The organism is Xylanibacter oryzae DSM 17970 (assembly GCF_000585355.1).
GTDB classification, from domain to species: domain Bacteria; phylum Bacteroidota; class Bacteroidia; order Bacteroidales; family Bacteroidaceae; genus Prevotella; species Prevotella oryzae.
Genome location: NZ_KK073873.1, coordinates 1,436,958 through 1,455,637 on the forward strand (window position 1 = coordinate 1,436,958; position 18,680 = coordinate 1,455,637).

Consider the following 18,680-nt stretch of genomic DNA (forward strand, 5'->3'; position numbering starts at 1 on the left):
TAATAAATTAATTATAATAAGCAATGTTTTATGTGTTAAAGTGCAACACCTGTGTATTTTTATCTCCCCTTATACATATCCACGTAATATCGTTGATAGTCACCACTTGTCACATTATCCATCCACTCCTGATTGTCCAGATACCACTTCACCGTCTTCTCGATACCCTCCTCAAACTGCAAGCTCGGTTCCCAGCCCAGCTCATCCTTCAGCTTACGGCTGTCTATCGCATAACGCACATCATGACCCTTACGGTCAGATATATGAGTTATCAGATCATTATCAGCACCCTCAGGCCTGCCCAGCAAACGGTCCACCGTCTTTATCAGCACCTTTATGATGTCGATGTTCTTCCATTCATTGAAACCACCGATGTTATACGTCTCAGCCACACGGCCACGATGGAATATCACATCTATAGCCCTCGCATGATCCACCACATACAGCCAGTCTCTCACGTTCTCACCCTTACCATATACAGGCAACGGCTTACGATGACGGATGTTATTGATAAATAGCGGAATCAACTTCTCAGGGAACTGATACGGCCCATAGTTGTTAGAGCAGTTGGTCACCACCGTAGGCATGCCGTACGTATCATGAAAAGCACGCACAAAGTGGTCACTCCCCGCCTTAGCCGCCGAGTAAGGACTGTGCGGATTATATTTCGTCGTTTCCAGGAAGAACTCACGGCCATAAGCATGATGATGCTCTGCCGACGAAGCCTTCGTCGTGAAAGGCGACTCTATTCCCTCTGGGTCAGTCAGCTCCAGCGCCCCATACACCTCATCCGTAGAGATGTGATAGAACCTCTTGCCCTCATAACCCTCAGGCCTGCTCTCCCAGTACTCATTAGCCGCCTGCAGCAACGTCAGCGTACCCATTACGTTAGTCCGTGCAAACACGAAAGGATCCTTTATCGAGCGGTCCACATGCGTCTCTGCTGCCAGATGTATCACCCCGTCTATCTCATACTGCGCCAGCAGCTTCTTTATCACCTCATAGTCACATATGTCAGCCTTCACAAACGTATAGTTAGGCATCCCCTCTATATCCCTGAGATTAGCCAGATTACCCGCATATGTCAACTTATCCAGGTTGATGATATGATACTCCGGATACTTGTTTACGAACAAGCGAACCACATGATTGCCGATAAACCCGGCACCACCTGTTATTAAGATATTTCTTTTCATATATTTCTATTTACCAGTCATCCTCTTCAGACATATCAATGCGTTTATAGCCAATAATGTCTATTTCATTGATTAATCTATCAGTAGAATCATCTATATTTTAAAAATAAGATTGCCCATTGTATAAATCAACTACAAAATTACAGTAATATTTTTTATAATCAAAATAAAATAACTTTAATATAATATTCATAGATAGATTTATTTGTTAGCCTTCTGTCTTGTACAGAAAAGCAACTTTGCAAAATCTCTAGACTGATTGCTGTTTTCTTCACTTTAGATACTTATCCAAGAAATGCAACACCTTTAACTGAACATCCTTATGACAACTATGAGGTATATCCCATATCTCCGTATCTAATTTATCGTCTGCCCCCTGACTTTTCCATACTTCATGCATCTCTTCAAACGCCTTTTTTACCCCACGTATAGGAAACAGATGGTCTTTCGTTCCGTCAATAAACAACATCGGCTTAGGTGCCGCTATAGATGCCACATCCGGATAGTCAAGATATTGACGAAGACCGGGGAGACAATTTGCAAATCCACCATATTCCCGTTTGTTGTCGGCAGTACTCATTTGTGCATCCGTCGTTACCATCCAGCAGACAGACACCCCCGCCTTAACCTTGTCACTTAAAGCCGAAAGCATCCATGCACGATAAGCCCCCATAGAACATCCCATACATCCTATACGATCCTTATCCACATAAGGCAATGTCGCCATAAAATCCGTAGAAGCGATATCGTCATAATGCATGAAACCACAAAGATCACGGCCCAGCATCATCATGTTTCCCGCAATGACATCATATTTACTGCGGTCCACACCCTCTTCGCGCCCTCTCTCTCCCCATAAAGGAGCATCTATGGAGAAACACACATAACCATGTTTGGCCAAATAGTCCCCTACGAACTGTCCCTCATAGAGCGTGTTCGCCCAGCTTTGAGCATCATCAGTCACCTCCTGTGACACCCCGAAAGGACGTATCATCTTTTCTTTGCCTATAAAGAAATGAGCACCATGATCATGCAGCAGGTTCACGGCAGGGAAAGGCCCCTTGCCATCCGGCACCAGGATATAAGCCATGATACGGCTGTAAGCATTGATGTTGAACATTACCTTCAAAGCCACATACCCGTCACGCTTTTCCCTGCCAATGATTTCCGGATCAAAACAGTTAGCAGCCTTAGGAGGAGTCATCATGCATTCCAACACCTTGGCGCGAGCCTTTTCCTTCCATAAGTCGAAAGGCATATTCTGCTGGTTACGCCAGGCGAGAGGATAAGTAAGTTCTAGTTTTAGTTGTTCCACATATTTAGGTAGATCAAAAGTATACTCAAAGACATCCCTCTTCTGTGGAGTCTCCGATTTCTTTTGTGCCTTTACCGGGATAGCAGATAACAGCAGAAATATTATTGTCAATAAACAGTTTTTTAATATCATAATAAATGATTCTATCTACATGTTTTTGCCTTCTGTCTTGTACAGAAAAAGTAACTTTTCAAAATCCGTTGTACTCTCCATCTTTCTATAATTTTATTCAAGTGCAAAAGTAACATATATTAATGTATCACCCAATACCCTTATTTTGGACACTTACGGCATTCATGTAAGCCTTTGTACTTATATTTTTCATATATTTTATATTATTATTGCTTTGCCGAATCACGAAAGATGATCGACAAAGCAATATGGCTTCAAAGTAGTATACGGCGTAAAAGCCTATTTAATAATTTAATCTATTTATATTTTTAAAAGGGGTTGTTTATGACTCCTTGTTTTAACATGGTCAGAATATTTAATGTGTTCATGGTATAATTACTACTCTGCTATTTGAGCCTTAATAAATAATTTACGCACGAATTTCATATCATGTTCAACCATTATTTTAATCAATTCCGGGAATGTTGTCTTCGTTGGATTCCAGCCCAAAGTTGTTCTCGCTTTGGTCGGATCACCAAGTAACTGTTCTACCTCACAGGGACGGAAGTATTTTGGATCAACCTCTACCAGGATATTACCTGTTTTCACATCAATACCCTTCTCTTCTGCGCCTTTACCTTCCCAACGCAAATCTATTCCGGCTTCTTTGAATGCAAGTGTGCAGAATTCTCTTACTGTATGCATCTCACCTGTTGCGATAACGAAATCATCAGGTCTTTCCTGTTGCAGTATAAGCCACATGCACTCCACATAATCCTTGGCATAGCCCCAGTCTCTACGTGCATCCATATTACCTAGATACAATTTATCTTGATAGCCCTGAGATATACGACAGGCCGCCAATGTTATCTTGCGAGTCACAAAGTTTTCACCACGGCGCTCACTCTCATGATTGAATAATATACCATTACAACAGTACATATCATAACTCTCACGATAGTTCTTCATTATCCAATAACCATAAAGTTTTGCTACTGAATAAGGACTACGGGGATAGAATGGAGTTGTCTCCTTCTGGGGTACTTCCTGCACCTTACCAAACAGTTCTGACGTAGAAGCCTGATATATACGGCAGCATTTATCCAAACCGCAAATACGGACAGCCTCTAGCAGACGTAAAACACCTACCGCATCTGCTTCCGCACTATATTCAGGGACATCAAAAGATACTTTTACATGACTCTGTGCTGCTAGATTATATATTTCAGTAGGTTTTATCTCACTTATTATTCTTACCAATGAAGAAGAATCTGTCATATCACCCCAATGGAGATTTACCAAACGGGTCTTTTTCATATCACGCACCCATTCATCTAGATACAGATGTTCTATACGACCTGTATTGAATGAAGAAGAACGACGTAAGACGCCATGTACCTCATAGCCTTTTTCTATCAAAAACTCTGCCAGGTAAGAACCATCCTGTCCGGTAATTCCTGTGATTAGTGCAACTTTTTTATCCATTGTATTATAAATGTAAAATTATTTTAATTCTATAATTATTTTTCTCCCAAAATATTCCAAAGAAACATAGCATTGCCTATTATATATCTTTTCCACATACGTCTAGGCTCCATAATCAGGCGATATAGCCATTCCAAACCATGCTGTTGCCACCATATAGGAGCACGTTTCACCGTTCCTGCATAAAAATCAAAAACGGCTCCTATTGTACCACAATGACAATTTATATTCAACTCATTCCAATGCTGATAAGCCCATTTTTCTTGTTTAGGAGCAGTCATACCTATCCATAAAAGATCGGGATTTTCCCTATTCACAGCCTCAATCATATTTCGGTTTTCATCATCATCAAATTCAGGTTTGTATGGTGGAGAATAAGTAACGACCTTAATATTAGGATACTCTATAGCAGCACGCTTACGTATAAGCGAAAGTACTGTCTCACTACTACCCAGAAAGAAACACTTTCCTCCATTATTGTTAAGTCGCTCCATCTCTATATTGAATAAATCAGCACCAGCTATACGCTCTTTAGGAGCATTCTTCCAATGTTTCCATTTATATGCTTTAAGTATTGATATACCATCTGGTATCAAAGCATCCCCATTATTCAAAGCTTCAGCAAAAAAATCATCCTTTTGTGCCATATTGTAAGAGTGTGCATTTATTGTATTGATAAGTTTTTTGCCTGTTGGCAATGCTAATAGTTCGTACCTATCACTAACGATACTTGCACCATTTATTTTAAACATAAAGTTTTTCTTCATTGAATACTACTTATATAATTGAAAAACACGGAAAATAAAACGTGTAATCCGATGATGAAAATTCTGTTGCAAAATAACTCATAAGTAAGTTTATTTCTCGTACATATTTTTATAATCATTAAATCTCTCTATACTGAATGATAAATCAGATGCACTATAAAGAATATTTTTTATATGATAAATCCAAATCAAGGTATATCAGATGATTAGGTACACGTTTTTCTTCAGGTGGTAATTTCATATAATCGCCAAAAACTTTTTTTAAATACTCATCAGCTCTCTTGATACCCATAAATTCATATTGTTCAAATTTATACAAACAATATTCATCAAACAACTGGGTTAAAACGATTCCTCTCTTAGTGCCATCCATATCTGAAGAATATTTTTTATATTTCTTGTCAATAATGCTATAATGAAGATCAATTAAAATCATTAATTTATCTGTTTCATAACTTTTTGATAAAAATTTCAAAAATAGTTCTTTTACAAAAAATGTATTATATGCCTGTGATTTTCTTTTTAATATAGACTGATAATATTTATGCTTTGCAAATTCGTATAATGCTTCTAATTTAGTATCGCCAGCTTTTACTATAGGAAAAATATCGACAAATAGTCCTCTTGATATTTTAACGCCATTCTCTATAAACATAGTTCTAGTATCATAAGCTTTAATATACGTGCAAAAATAGTTTTTTGTTATGCCTGCTAAATCAAAATCAATCCAATCATATTTTTTATTAAATACGATATTTTTAAATTTAATGTAATTATCTAAAGTCATACCAATATCTATATCATCATCCCAAGGAATAAAGCCTTTATGCCTTATTGCACCTATTAAAGTACCACCAATCATTGTATACTTTATATCATTTTCGATACAAATTTTATGTATTTCATGCATCAATAAAGCCAATCGATGATGAAGTTCTTTAATTTTATTATCCATGTGTCATTAATTAATATCCAAAATATTTTGACTAATATTAATAAAATCGATGTTTGCTATTTTATTTTTTAAATGCTACAACCATTCAATTATCTGAAACTTAATCGAAGTCAAATATACTTTGACTTAAATACAGATCAGATTTTATATTTTATTCACAATTACTAAAACTTTCTTTGTTCTATTCAATGATAATAAAACATTCTTCAACTTATGTACTACATAATTATTAATGCTATATATACTTCAGTCTTATAGTAAAAGCACTACGATTAAATTTTATGCATTTGCAGCATATTTTAAATCGTACTTGTAACGGTGTACTAAAGATCTATTTTTTTAACTTTGAATCATGTATATGACAAACTTTCCCCCAAAAAACTAACGTTTTCATTATTTGGAAATTGCATTTATCAATATATCCTTAAAATTACGCTCAAATATATCCAGTTTATAATTTGCACAATACTTATTGTATCCATTTTCCCCCATAAGTTTATTCTCATCAGGATGATTATAAAGATATTCTATTTTTTGTGCTAATTCTTTAGGGTCTTTTTTAGATATGATGAATCCTGTTTTACAGTCATCAATAATATTAGGAATACCTCCTTCATTAGATGCTATACATGTTATTTTTTGCTGCATAGCCTCTAATAATACCAAAGGGAAACATTCATTCTGGTAATAAGTAGGGAGTACAAAGACATCAGCATTTGACATAAATTTATTTTTTTCTTCTCCATATTTTGCGCCATATGCAGTCACACAAGTCGAAAGATTATTATCAAATACATATTTATGGAAATTTTCATTACTAATATTGCTCCATTTTCCAACAAAATGACAACAAAAATGAAGTCCCTTAGATTTCAATATTTTACACGCTTCTAGCAATATATAAACGCCTTTCTCGCACATCATGTTAGATAAAAATAATATATTAAAGTTTGAATGTTCATCCTTTAAAGGATTATTGATTTCAGGTATTCCATTTGGACAAATATAAACATTATCCCGACTTACATATTTATTTATATCTGTATACAATGATTCCGTTAATAATATTACTTTCAAGTTTTTAAAGAACATCTTATACAATAAGTTATCAAATATATTTGCTTGGTTTGTAGCGACACCTTTATTATGATAATGAACAATTATTTTAAATCCAAATATTTTTAGTAGCATTACGATTATAAAATCTTTATAAAAAGCCTTTCCACATGCATTTGGAGTAATATAAATTAATTGAGGTCTAATTGTCATTATGCTATATACTATTTTTAATAGCATATATATGAAAGTAAATAATTTACGGATTTTGAACTTACCAATATCACGCAAATCCATAGATGTTGCAAGATTAATATAATGACAGTCGAAATTAGTCTTAATATGTTTGCTTTCATGTATATATTGTCCTATCATTGCAGCTCCATGAATAGGTGGTGGCATATGCATTATAAATAGTATTTTAGGTTTCATATACTCAATTAATTCAGTCTGATTTATTCTATATTTATATTATAATAACTAAAAGTATTTATATGCTCAAAATAAAAGATCATGTATCTGTACAATAATTGGAATCATTATATCTTAAAGGTTTTTATCTTTTTTATAGACTTTGCCGGACTACCTGCTATAATTGTGTTTGGCTCGAACTTATCACCGCTTACGAGACTACATGCACCTATTACGCAATCATGAGGTACATGCGTACCCTTAAGAACAGTGCATCTACATCCAACCCAAATTTTATCATCAAATACAATTGGCTTTATTTCATTCAAAATAGAGCCATCTTCACTATATATTATGTGAGTATCTGAATCCATTATTAAATCATCCCAACTCAATTGAACATTTTTGCCAAACTCAATTTGTTTATAACAACTAATTACAGATGAAGCAGATATCGCAAAATTATCACCTAATATTAAATTGGCTCCTCTTTCTACATTAATTATACTCCCCTTTCCAATATGAGTTTTACCTTCAAAGTAAACAAATCCATTTTTTTTCACATTGAAGATGGTAGTCTCAGAGCTGTGTTTAACAGGAACTTTATGAAATCCGATCCTAATTTGCGCAAAAGAAGCAGAACCCTTTATACACAGTTTCCCTTTTATAGAAATTTTAGAATTATAGTGTACAAAAATTGGTATTTTTAGAGCTTCTCTTAATGGCAAATTAAGAAAACATATATATAGAGATTTAGGAAGTGAAAGTAAGGCATTCAAGATTTTCATAATTAGCTAATATTTTAGAAAGTACTAATTTAATATTTTTAAAAGATATCCCATACAGAACTTTAAACGTTTATATAATTATCATAAGCCTAAAAATCTAACGAGTTTCCCCTTATATTCGATATGTTTTAACTTATATAATTCAATATTTTTCAAATACTCATTATAGTTCTTTTCTGTCAACACTCTATCTAAATCAAGATTTTTTAAATCATCATAAACATGGCCCATATTAAACAATTTTATAAAATCCAGAGCTTTACAATCCAAACCAATAACTGGTACATCATGGAAAATTGTATCTAGGACGACCCCACTACTACGGTTAGAATAATCACCTTGATAATTCAATATACAAAAGCGACTATCATTAATATACCCATAATATACATTATCAGATAAATATCCTATATGCAAGCTTATATTATCACATTTTTGGCAAATTTTTTCTAACTCTCGTTTTAAATAAGGTACACGAATATTACCTGCAATTATCATTTTATATTTTGTACCTGCAATTTTCTTAGCTACGTCTATTACACCTTTCTCTTTTTCTATTCTTCCAACGAAACAAACATCATATTTTTTTTCTGTAAAAGGAATAACGTCTGATTTACATTTAGAGTTAAATATATAATCAGGTACTACACAATATGGTAGTCCAAATAAATTTCCTATATTCTCATTAGGACAAATAACACCATTGATCTTTTTTTTCGCAAGTTTATACATCATGCGCTTAAATAGAGTATTAATAGCTTCATCATTATATTGGATCAGAAATAGTTTGCTCTTCCTATGGAAAAACATCACTATAGAAAGTATGACAGTTGCAGCACTTGCATGTTGTAAAACAATAATATCATCTTTAGCTTCTTTGAATAGTTCTTTGCTATTTTTCAAAGAATGTAATTTACATTTCAAAAAGGAATCTTCATTTACGCAAGCATCAAAAGGAAGACATAAAAGATTTTCTTTAAATTGTTGCTGGTAAATTGGTCCACCAGCAATTAAAGTTTCTACATAATCTTTAAAAAGTTCATAATAATTATGAGCTACTGCAAAATAATGTCCGATGCACCTACCATTAGAGTTTTGACTCTTTATATCTGCTATAATTAATCGATTCATAACTGTATTAGATTATAATTATTCAATAAATATTCGCTGCTTAAAATAAATACCACCATTCACTTATCTTATTTTATCATTTATATTTTTATATTACTCCTTACCATATTCATTAATGATTTTTATAAAGCATTTTCCAAAATTCATTATATCAATTTTATAGTCATATTTGATTTCATTCGGATGAACATTTTGCAATTTATCTATTAAATCTTCTTCATCATTTGGATTAAAATAACAAACATTTTTTGGAGCTTGTTCTATATGTACATTCAAATTTGACAGATATATATATTTATTTAGAGCCTTCGCATCCTCAACTACAGTACTCCAACCTTCAAAAAGAGAAGGTTGAATAATTGCATATGAATTTTTCATCAAACATAACTGTTTCTTTCTATCAATAAACCCCAATATTACTATACGATTTTGCAGGTTGTTTTGTTGCAAAAAGCTTCTAATTTCCTGAGTGTATTTATCCTTTTTTGAATCTAATAATTTTCCACTACAAACTAATTGATAATCAAATCCTTTATCTATTAATTTTTTAAATACTCGAAAAAGAAACATATGATTTTTGTGAACCCAAAATTGATTAGCACAAAAGAAATATTTTTTATTAATCCCAAATTCTGATTTGACATGTTGTATATTTAAATCAGAAAAATCTGGAAGAGTTACTGCAAAAGGTAATATGAAAGATTTTACGTCGTATTCAGGATAGTATTTTTTAAAATCTTGGAACGCGTCTTTACTACTATATACAACAGGTGTTTTACTCAAAAAGAAATCACGATGTTCTTTATCTCGGTAATTTAATTCAGATTTACTAAAAAATTCGGGATAATGCAATTCTTGGAAATCAGGAATCCAACCCAAAATTTTATGATCATTACTCATTATATTTCTTGAACGCACAGGGAAGACGAAAACATCCTTTGTCTTTGAAATATCAATTCCAAAAAAAGATAAAGGTGAAGCCTTAACATACCTGAAAACCTTATTTAGTGCCTTTATAAAAGGATTCCTGTATAGTTTTTCCATTTTAAGGTATGGATACTTTGTGATTTCTTGAAAAGAATAAAAATCTTTTTTTGACACACAATACAAATGAATTATTGGTTTATCACATTCATCTAATAATGATAGTGATGAAACTAGATTTAATACATATAATGTTCCACCAGCCCAGCCAGTCAGATTTTCATATATAATTGCTATTTGTTGTTTTTCAGCCATATAATATATTTTTCTACTCCTTCTTCTATATTAACCTTTTGCTTATATCCCCAAGACTTTATTATACTTATATCAGCCTCCCAATTAATAGGATCTCCAACACGAACGACATTATTAAAAACGACCTTTTTTTCTGTTCCAAGTAATTTAACAAAAATATAAGCTAAATCAGAAATCGTTATTTGGCATCCATTTGCTACATTTACGATTTCTGATTTAAAAGTGCTATTTTTTATAGCAAGATCTATTACATCAATAATATCTGATATATAAATAAAATCTCTTGATTCTGATCCTGTCCCCCATAATTCTATGGTGTCTTGTTCTTTAAACTTCTTGTACATATCCCAAAATATTTGTTTTTTTAATCTTGGGCCAAATGCAGAAAAAATACGCAAACAACACGTCTGTACATTCCAAAAAGAACTATATTCCCTACATATCATTTCTGTCATAATTTTATGGCAGCCATAAGGAGATACTGGTTGTGTTTTACTGTTTTCACTAACAGGCAATGAAATAGGATTTCCATACACAGCAGCACTAGACATATTTATAAATTTACATTCTGGAGAAAATAATCTTATAGCCTCAAGTAATTTTAAAACATTATATGTATTAAGCCTAAAATCATTAAATGGTTTTTCCATAGAAAAAGGAACATTCGCTGCTCCTGAACAATTAATACAAACATCAAATTGGTGTTTCCTAAATAATTCCAAGAAATCACTATCTACAGCATCTATTGATAAATAATGATCATTACCATACTCAAGAACTACATCACATTCCCATACATCATTATCACGAGAAAAATAATCGACACAATGACTTCCTATAAAACCTTTTGAACCAACAATGAGTATTTTCATTCCTTTATTTTTTTTATAACTTTAGCCGGATTACCTGCAACAAGTAAACAAGCAGGTGTATCTTTTGTAATGGCACTACTTAGATCAACAATAGCGCCTTCACATATTGTAACTTCTTTCAAAAAACGAACCACAAAATATCACACATTATCAAAGATAATAATTAGGTGTATTTTTATTTTAATGGTTGCCATTCTGTATAATTAACACTTAAAATAAGCTATGCTTTGAAAATCTTTTCTATAAAGAAATGTAATTTTCTCACAAGCATTAGCACCTTTGTAATTGGTAGAATCCATAAATAAATCAGATACTTTTTTATTAAAAAAGCTCTCTCTGCTTTATACAAAATTAATCCTTGTATCAGCAATTCGCCTAACCAAACTTTTTCCCAAAAATTTTTCTTCTCAAAAATCATTACTGATATAAAATCTTTTTTTATATCAAATAATGACTTACTCAAAGAAAGAGAGTCCAAAGAATATACCATTACAGGAACTGGGCTATTTGCGATCTTATATTTTCGCATCAAAAAACAGAGATTTTCCCCATCTTCATATCGATATAAACTCTCATTATATGGAAATGTTTTAGCTATAGAAGTTTTTATCAAAGTAGATCCAGCTCTAGGCGAGATTTGTCTCCAAAAACAATCTCTAAAATTATTTTTAGAAATACGCTCTTTTTTACATTTGGAATATTTATTACGTACTTTATTTTTTTCAACATAAAAGTTTGCTGTTGAAATCATGGTCCCAAACTTTTTAACCGTCCCTAATAAAATTTGAAATGCACAGGGCAAAAAATAATCATCCGCATCAATAAATATAACCCATTCCCCATTAGCTAATTTTAGGCCGAAATTCCTCGCATTAGAAACGCCTGCGTTCTCTTTATAATGATAAGAAATTCTTTCATCAGAAATATATTTATTTACAGCATTTGCACTATTATCAGTAGACCCATCATCAACAATTATTAGCTCCCAATCTTTTATAGTTTGCTTAATTATAGACTCAATAGCTCGGCCAATCGTGGCTTCTTTATTAAAAAGAGGAATAATAACAGTTATCATCTAATTCGCTTTTTACAAAATATGTACAACAAATATGACTGTAAAATAAAAGCTCCGCCTTCAAAAGATAATATAGCAAAAGGAGACGTAATAATGTAAAACAGATATATACTTTTCAAGTAAAAAAAATCATCGTTTAGTTTGCTTCTGACAATTTTCACATATAAATAGAATAACATAAATACTGTAAATATACCAACGACCCAACTAAGCCCTATCAATCCCCAATCAAACCATCCTGTAACAATTCCTCCAATCTCTCCGTGTGATAACATTTTTTGGCCATATGCTGAAGTTCCATGAGGCATTCCTGATCCCAGAAAATACTCAAATATATTTTTAAAGTGATCCTGCGTAAAATAATGGAACTGTTGTACTCTTATATAATCTTGATTATCCAATGTACTACCATATTGTTGCTTCTCTTGAATAACTTTTAGTGATTCTTGTATTATTGGAATTTGTAAAAAAAGAAAGATGAACAGACCTAAAGTAATAGCAAACTTAAGATGCTTTATATTTATACGAGATATAGGGAAATAATGAAAATACATAAACAAAAATGAAACTATTCCTCCAACTATATTTGTTCTACTACCCATATTAAACCATATAAGAACAGCTAATAGGACAAAGAACATATATTTGGTTTTAAATCTTTTAAATAATTTATTAAGATAATAAAAAAAGCCAAAGGGCAAAATAAATATTCCCAATAAAAATACATTCTTTGTATTATCAATAGAATTATCATTAAAATCCATGCCTATCTTTAAGGAGGGGAACATCCATTTTAGGATATAAGCTATTATAAAAATAAAATAAAATAGGCATAGGCCTTTTTCTATTCTTTTAATCTCAATATTTTGGCTTGAAAGATAAAAGAAAAAACAAATTAGCCAATAAAAACGTAATGCTTGAAGTGATGCCCACAAACTTTGCCCTCTAAAGAAAAAGCAAGATGCCATACTTAAAAGCAATCCTAAAACTGTTAGTTTTATACATTTGTTAACATCATCTGCGTAGAATTTTGAATGCATAAAGATTCCACAAATACAAAATGGAATTAGTAACACATCTGCTTTAGGTACATTCCCAAAACAGTCACAGGCTAATAATAAAATAACAAGTATCTTCATCTATTATAGATTTTCTTTTAATAGTTTAATTGAGTTTATCTTCAATGACATAATTTTTCTATCAACGTCATCCCAGTTTATATCATCTTTCAGGATATACATCACATCTTCTATCTTATTAGAGTCTATTAATCTATTACTTAACCCAACTAAACTTAATAGTGATTTAAAACGGTCTATACCCCTATTATAATTTGCAATAGATACAAATTTTTTATGAAAAAGCAATGCGAACACTGTTCCATGAAAAGAATCAGTTACAACATATTCACAATTTAAATAATTAGCCAAAAAACATTCAACAGATGGTTTAATATAATCTCCATTTCTAAAATCGATATTTGATAATTTTAATTCATTACAGATATTATATAACATTTCTTTTATACTAATACTACTATCAAGTATATAAGAAAATAAGAATGATTTTTCTTTATTCAATATTGAAGATGCTATTTTCTTATACTCACATATATCTAGTAACATTGTAGGATCAAGAACTAAACTAGAATTAATCGAAAAGACCTCTTTACATACCCGTATAGAAGTATCTTCTCTTACAGAAATAGCAGAAAAGTTCTTCAATAAAGGCTTACATTTTAATATTAGGTCGCTAGGATAATTTATTTCAGAGCTTCCAAAAGATACAGCATATGCTATTCTTCGAATTTTTGATTTACCTAAAAAATTAAGATAGGCATCAAGAATCGGATTAAAAAAATTCATCCGCCAAACTTGATCACTGCCAACAATTATTGCATCTGAATCCTTCCATTGATATTGTTTCAAATCATTAATATATAACTCCTTAATATTATTTCTGATAAAAGGCCTTATATAATAAGACTGTGCAAATAAATCTCCTGTTATATGACGGAAAATAGAGTTCTTGTCAATTTTAATATTATTAAAAATTTTATCATTTATTTTATCACGTATTCTTAATATGGCAGCCTTGAATCCAAAACCATATAAATTTCTTTTTATTACATAAGTATCATACCCTAAGTTTTGAAGTGTCTTCTGCAAAGCAAAAGTTTGAAGAATACCTCCAATATTCGTATGTAATGGTAAAGATAATATATAAACTTTCATGCCAAATATTAATCGTTCAAATAATTATTATTTATAAAAAAATCTCCTATACTAATTTCTTCATTCATGTTTTTAATTTGATGAATTGGGACCTGCCCTATATAAGAAGAAAAACGTGAAAAACTTGAAGGGGGACCAACTATATAATCACATAAAGAAAGACAATACAAATCATCTACAACTGTTGCATTGTTATTAATAAAAAAATTGACATCAGAAGGAATTTCAATATTTTTCTCATTAGTCGAAATAAAAAATGATACACGCTTTTGTGGGAACAAGAAAATTAGGCGCCTCATATAATCAATATATTCTTCTACGGAATAATAGTACCTTCCATCTAAATAATATTTATAATCCCCACGACGAATATGAACCCCCAATATAATATCCGCATCTTTAACTATTTTAGAAAATAAAATTCGACATCTTTTAATGACATCTATATTAGGTCTATAATATTCCAACATTTTTATGCGTTCTATCTCACTCATTTGAGTATTGAAAGATGTTATAGAATTCCAACCGCTAATAAAATTATCAGGATATTTTTTTGCTAGCATATTATATATATTTTTTGCTATAATACTATTTAATAAAGCATTAAATATGAACTTAAATAGTTTTCTAAATATTGGTATTTTTATCTTATAATAATTGAATACAATATGTACATTTCCTATTTTTTTGAGATTATCAAAATTTTCAAATTCCGGATCAGGGAACATAACATAAATATGAAAATTATTTTTCATATTTTTATATAAAGTGGGCATCAGAGACCACAAACGGTTACACGTCTGTCCGATATTATCATATATTATTATCATGCCTTTTAAACGCTTTTAAACAAAAATCCAGAATCATTTTTCTTTCATTCGAGTTCAATCCTATAAAAAATTCCACAAGACCAATTATAATAACAAAATATAAAGATTCTTGGATAAATGAATATATAGTCGTAATATTATGTCGGTGAATCACAAAATAAAGTATAACGCTAAATAAAACTATATATGAGGAAGTTAATAAAACCTTCTTTATGTAATCCATGCAAGGCATCCCTAATATTTTATGTACTAAAAATAATTTAATGAAATAATTAATACTTTCTAATATTAATGCAACATAAAAAGTAGTTATTGGGGGCATACCAAGATATAAGAATACATATGAAACAGGAAGTATCAACAATGTTACTGTACATACAATCGACATAAACTTTTTTAGGTTGCCAGAAGCTTCAATTCCAACGCCTAAGGAATTTGTCATTGACGTTATTATAGATGTGACTAGAATTATTCTTATAAATTCAATAGTATTCTGTGGTGATTTACCAAGCCACAAATTTAATATAAAACTTGTATTAATTATAATAGGAAAAGACAATATGTACATTAACAAGAATGTATACTTTGAACTTTTAATCATCAAATTGTACATCCTTGCATATTCATTATCTGCATAATTTTTAATTATCTGAGGATTTAATGCCATCTGGAAATTTGAAGCGAATTGCTGAACTGCTGTCTGAACTTGAACCGCAATGCCTCTTGCAGCATTAAGTACTGGACCTCCAAACATATTAAGTAATACATTGACTCCTTGGGTAGCTCCTAGCGCTGAAAGATTTCCAAACATAGCCCACAACGAAAATTTAATCATTCTATTAAATGTATATTTATCATACATAAATTGAATATGGCAAGTTGGGAATTTTTTTTTAATATAAAATCTATAAAGTCCGAAATCCATTATATATATAACAAGTAATAATATAGAGTAAACTATTAGACGATCATATGTTATATATTGAATACTGTAAACTATCAATAATTTAATACTAACATCAAGAATTGATAGATATGCAAATGCTGACATTTTTTCTTCTGCTATAATCAGAGATGTAAAAGGAACAGTCAACACACTTAATAACAATCCAAAAACGGAACAGTGATACACCCATTTACAAGCAAAAATACGATCTGGAGGAATATTCATTTTATTTAATAAAAACCAATATCCGATTGTTTCACACAAAAACAAAAGTAATACTGCTATTAAAAAATGTATAAAAATCGCTGTATTAAATACCTTATCAAGATTACCTTTTTCTTTCTTCCCTATTTCATATGCTAAGAATCTAGAACTAGCAACAGACATAGCCGTATTAACTGAGGCAAAAATCAGCACAAAGCCACCAATAACATTAAATAAGCCATAATCAACAAAGCCAAGAACTTTAAGCACTACGCGACTTGTATAAAGACAAACCAATAACGTATAAATCATACGCATATACAAAAAGAGGGTGTTCTTTGCTATTCGTTTATTATTACTATTAATATCCATTTTATATTATTTTACAGGAGCGATACAATAAGAAATTAAATAATTTAGAATCTATTAGTTATTTTACTAATAATTTTTTTATACCATTTGTTATTTATGTAGCCATACTTATCCATAACATAACGAAATCCATTTCTATCCAATGATAAATAGAACTTTTTTCGATTGATCAATGAAGGTGATAATGATTTTATTAGATGTTGATTAAATGCTGTCGCTTTTTCTAATGATTCCTCTTTTTCACATATAACATCACGGATAGAAAAAAAGAAATTTCTACCTTTTGTGTTATTGGCAATAACAAGTGATGTACCATATTTATTATCCATAACAGGGTCAACATTTTCTATACCCCAAAAATCAGCTATTGTAATATCTGCAACTCGTGGTATCATTTTAAATTTACATTCGTAACAACAAGGTCTTCCTGCGATATGCGTGCCTATAAAACATCTCGTAAAATCATCATCAATTGTATTTTTTACATAAATATTTCCATTTTCGAAAGTAGCCTTGAATGCAAAATTATGCCAACCTCCATATTCTTTATTTTTTGGATGATATTTTAGTATTTTTGAGCCATACTCATTTTCCAAAGAATCCAAATACTTACGAAATAATTTGGGTGAGTTTATACTGCAACAAATAAAATCAACTATAATTAAATTATCAAAATTTTTATACTTTAGAAAACTTCTAAGAGCTGCCATTTGGCATGGGCAACCACATACTAGAACATTTTCTCCTAAAGAAAGCAATTTTGAGATTTTTTTATATAGTCCTGTAGTATTACTCTGTAGATATTTTGAGCCCCTAATTAAGTTCAAGTCATCATGTTTATTAGAAACAATATGCTCAACCATATGATTTTTCGTCCATATAGCCCCTGCTATATAACCTCCTTGGTCAAGCATCTTTTGTGCCAAAGCTGAAAAAAGCCCTCCTGTCGTACTTTCAAATTGAATCTCACGATTTAAATTATAAGCTGCATATGCTATGGGCTTATCCGTGTTTGTACTATTTATTTTTTTTGAATTTATTATAGGACAAACGGCTTCGCACATTCCACAATTAACACATTTATTTGTATCAACCTTGGGATACCAAAATCCTTCAATATCGGTAATAAACTCTATCGCATTTTTATTACAAATATCAATGCAGGCCCCACAACCTACGCAATCTTCTTTTCTTTTGATATCAATCATAAATTAATTGTCTTTCCATTCTTGATCTTTTGCGAATGTCCTTGATGGATCACACATAACTAAAGAATTTGGCTTTACATTTGTTGCAACAAATGATTTAGCTCCTATTATAGCTCCATCTCCTATTGTTACCCCTTTCATTATAATAGCGCCCTGTCCTATCCATACATGATTTCCTATGTGCACAGGTGATGTTTTTTTATAACTATCTGATAATATGGAATGTCCGCCATCATTATCTCTTATTACTACATCTCTAGATATAAGACAACCATCACCAATAGTAATTTCATTCATACATAAAATCTGGACATTACGATTCATAGAACATTTACCAATACTCAAATGCGCATTAGCAAAAACTTGAATATCACACCCACTAAATATGGATCCTCCATTTATATCTAAGCATGAATATTTATCCATCCACAAAGTTGTTTCCAAACGTGAATTTCGAACCTTTTTATATCCAAACCAAGTAAGAC

At 31.3% G+C, this 18,680-nt stretch carries 17 protein-coding genes; all 17 read right to left on the reverse strand.

Annotation, left to right across the window (positions count from 1 at the left end):
* Positions 1–59 precede the first annotated feature (59 nt).
* The 17 genes from XYLOR_RS05955 to XYLOR_RS13915 all read right to left on the reverse strand — a co-directional run bounded on the left by XYLOR_RS05955 (position 60) and on the right by XYLOR_RS13915 (position 18,621).
* Positions 60–1,196 carry a dTDP-glucose 4,6-dehydratase gene (locus XYLOR_RS05955; RefSeq protein WP_036877776.1) on the reverse strand — a complete coding sequence of 379 codons (1,137 nt, stop codon included), beginning with the start codon at positions 1,194–1,196 and terminating at the stop codon, positions 60–62.
* A gap of 271 nt (positions 1,197–1,467) precedes the next feature.
* Positions 1,468–2,643, reverse strand: coding sequence for a dienelactone hydrolase family protein (locus XYLOR_RS05960; RefSeq protein ID WP_036877777.1), 1,176 nt, complete (start codon positions 2,641–2,643; stop codon positions 1,468–1,470).
* 378 nt (positions 2,644–3,021) lie between these two features.
* Positions 3,022–4,107, reverse strand: coding sequence for a GDP-mannose 4,6-dehydratase (gene gmd, locus XYLOR_RS05965; protein WP_036877778.1), 1,086 nt, complete (start codon positions 4,105–4,107; stop codon positions 3,022–3,024).
* A 35-nt stretch (positions 4,108–4,142) separates the two neighbouring features.
* On the reverse strand, positions 4,143–4,874 hold the full coding sequence (locus XYLOR_RS05970) for a WecB/TagA/CpsF family glycosyltransferase (protein WP_374057286.1): 732 nt from the start codon (positions 4,872–4,874) through the stop codon (positions 4,143–4,145).
* Between the two features lie 154 nt (positions 4,875–5,028).
* The gene (locus tag XYLOR_RS05975) at positions 5,029–5,829 is read right to left on the reverse strand and encodes a LicD family protein (protein ID WP_036877779.1); all 801 of its coding nucleotides are present in this window, start codon (positions 5,827–5,829) and stop codon (positions 5,029–5,031) included.
* 393 nt (positions 5,830–6,222) lie between these two features.
* Positions 6,223–7,317 (reverse strand): glycosyltransferase, encoded by a 1,095-nt coding sequence (locus tag XYLOR_RS05980; RefSeq protein ID WP_036877781.1) that lies wholly within the window; start codon positions 7,315–7,317, stop codon positions 6,223–6,225.
* Positions 7,318–7,424: 107 nt separating this feature from the next.
* Positions 7,425–8,084 (reverse strand): acyltransferase, encoded by a 660-nt coding sequence (locus tag XYLOR_RS05985; protein ID WP_036877782.1) that lies wholly within the window; start codon positions 8,082–8,084, stop codon positions 7,425–7,427.
* A gap of 81 nt (positions 8,085–8,165) precedes the next feature.
* Entirely contained in the window at positions 8,166–9,215 is a 1,050-nt protein-coding gene (locus XYLOR_RS05990; RefSeq protein ID WP_036877784.1) for a glycosyltransferase family protein, read from the reverse strand.
* Between the two features lie 93 nt (positions 9,216–9,308).
* Positions 9,309–10,454: a glycosyltransferase gene (locus tag XYLOR_RS05995; protein WP_036877785.1), complete on the reverse strand. Its 1,146-nt coding sequence runs from the start codon at positions 10,452–10,454 to the stop codon at positions 9,309–9,311.
* Complete coding sequence (locus XYLOR_RS06000) at positions 10,433–11,326, reverse strand: NAD-dependent epimerase/dehydratase family protein (RefSeq protein ID WP_036877786.1); 894 nt, start codon at positions 11,324–11,326, stop codon at positions 10,433–10,435. The genes XYLOR_RS05995 and XYLOR_RS06000 overlap by 22 nt, the downstream gene beginning before the upstream one ends.
* Positions 11,327–11,546: 220 nt before the next feature.
* Positions 11,547–12,401 (reverse strand): glycosyltransferase family 2 protein, encoded by an 855-nt coding sequence (locus tag XYLOR_RS13305; protein ID WP_051508903.1) that lies wholly within the window; start codon positions 12,399–12,401, stop codon positions 11,547–11,549.
* Positions 12,398–13,540: a hypothetical protein gene (locus XYLOR_RS06010; protein ID WP_154655682.1), complete on the reverse strand. Its 1,143-nt coding sequence runs from the start codon at positions 13,538–13,540 to the stop codon at positions 12,398–12,400. Before XYLOR_RS06010 ends, XYLOR_RS13305 begins: the two co-directional genes overlap by 4 nt.
* Positions 13,541–13,543: 3 nt before the next feature.
* Entirely contained in the window at positions 13,544–14,635 is a 1,092-nt protein-coding gene (locus tag XYLOR_RS06015) for a polysaccharide pyruvyl transferase family protein (RefSeq protein WP_036877788.1), read from the reverse strand.
* A gap of 8 nt (positions 14,636–14,643) precedes the next feature.
* Positions 14,644–15,390, reverse strand: a complete 747-nt coding sequence (locus tag XYLOR_RS06020; RefSeq protein ID WP_169730557.1) for an alpha-1,2-fucosyltransferase — start codon at positions 15,388–15,390, stop codon at positions 14,644–14,646.
* A gap of 58 nt (positions 15,391–15,448) precedes the next feature.
* Entirely contained in the window at positions 15,449–16,987 is a 1,539-nt protein-coding gene (locus XYLOR_RS06025) for a lipopolysaccharide biosynthesis protein (protein ID WP_084608537.1), read from the reverse strand.
* Between the two features lie 44 nt (positions 16,988–17,031).
* Positions 17,032–18,195, reverse strand: coding sequence for a Coenzyme F420 hydrogenase/dehydrogenase, beta subunit C-terminal domain (locus XYLOR_RS06030; protein ID WP_051508904.1), 1,164 nt, complete (start codon positions 18,193–18,195; stop codon positions 17,032–17,034).
* A gap of 3 nt (positions 18,196–18,198) precedes the next feature.
* Entirely contained in the window at positions 18,199–18,621 is a 423-nt protein-coding gene (locus XYLOR_RS13915) for an acyltransferase (protein ID WP_169730558.1), read from the reverse strand.
* Between the last annotated feature and the right edge of the window lie 59 nt (positions 18,622–18,680).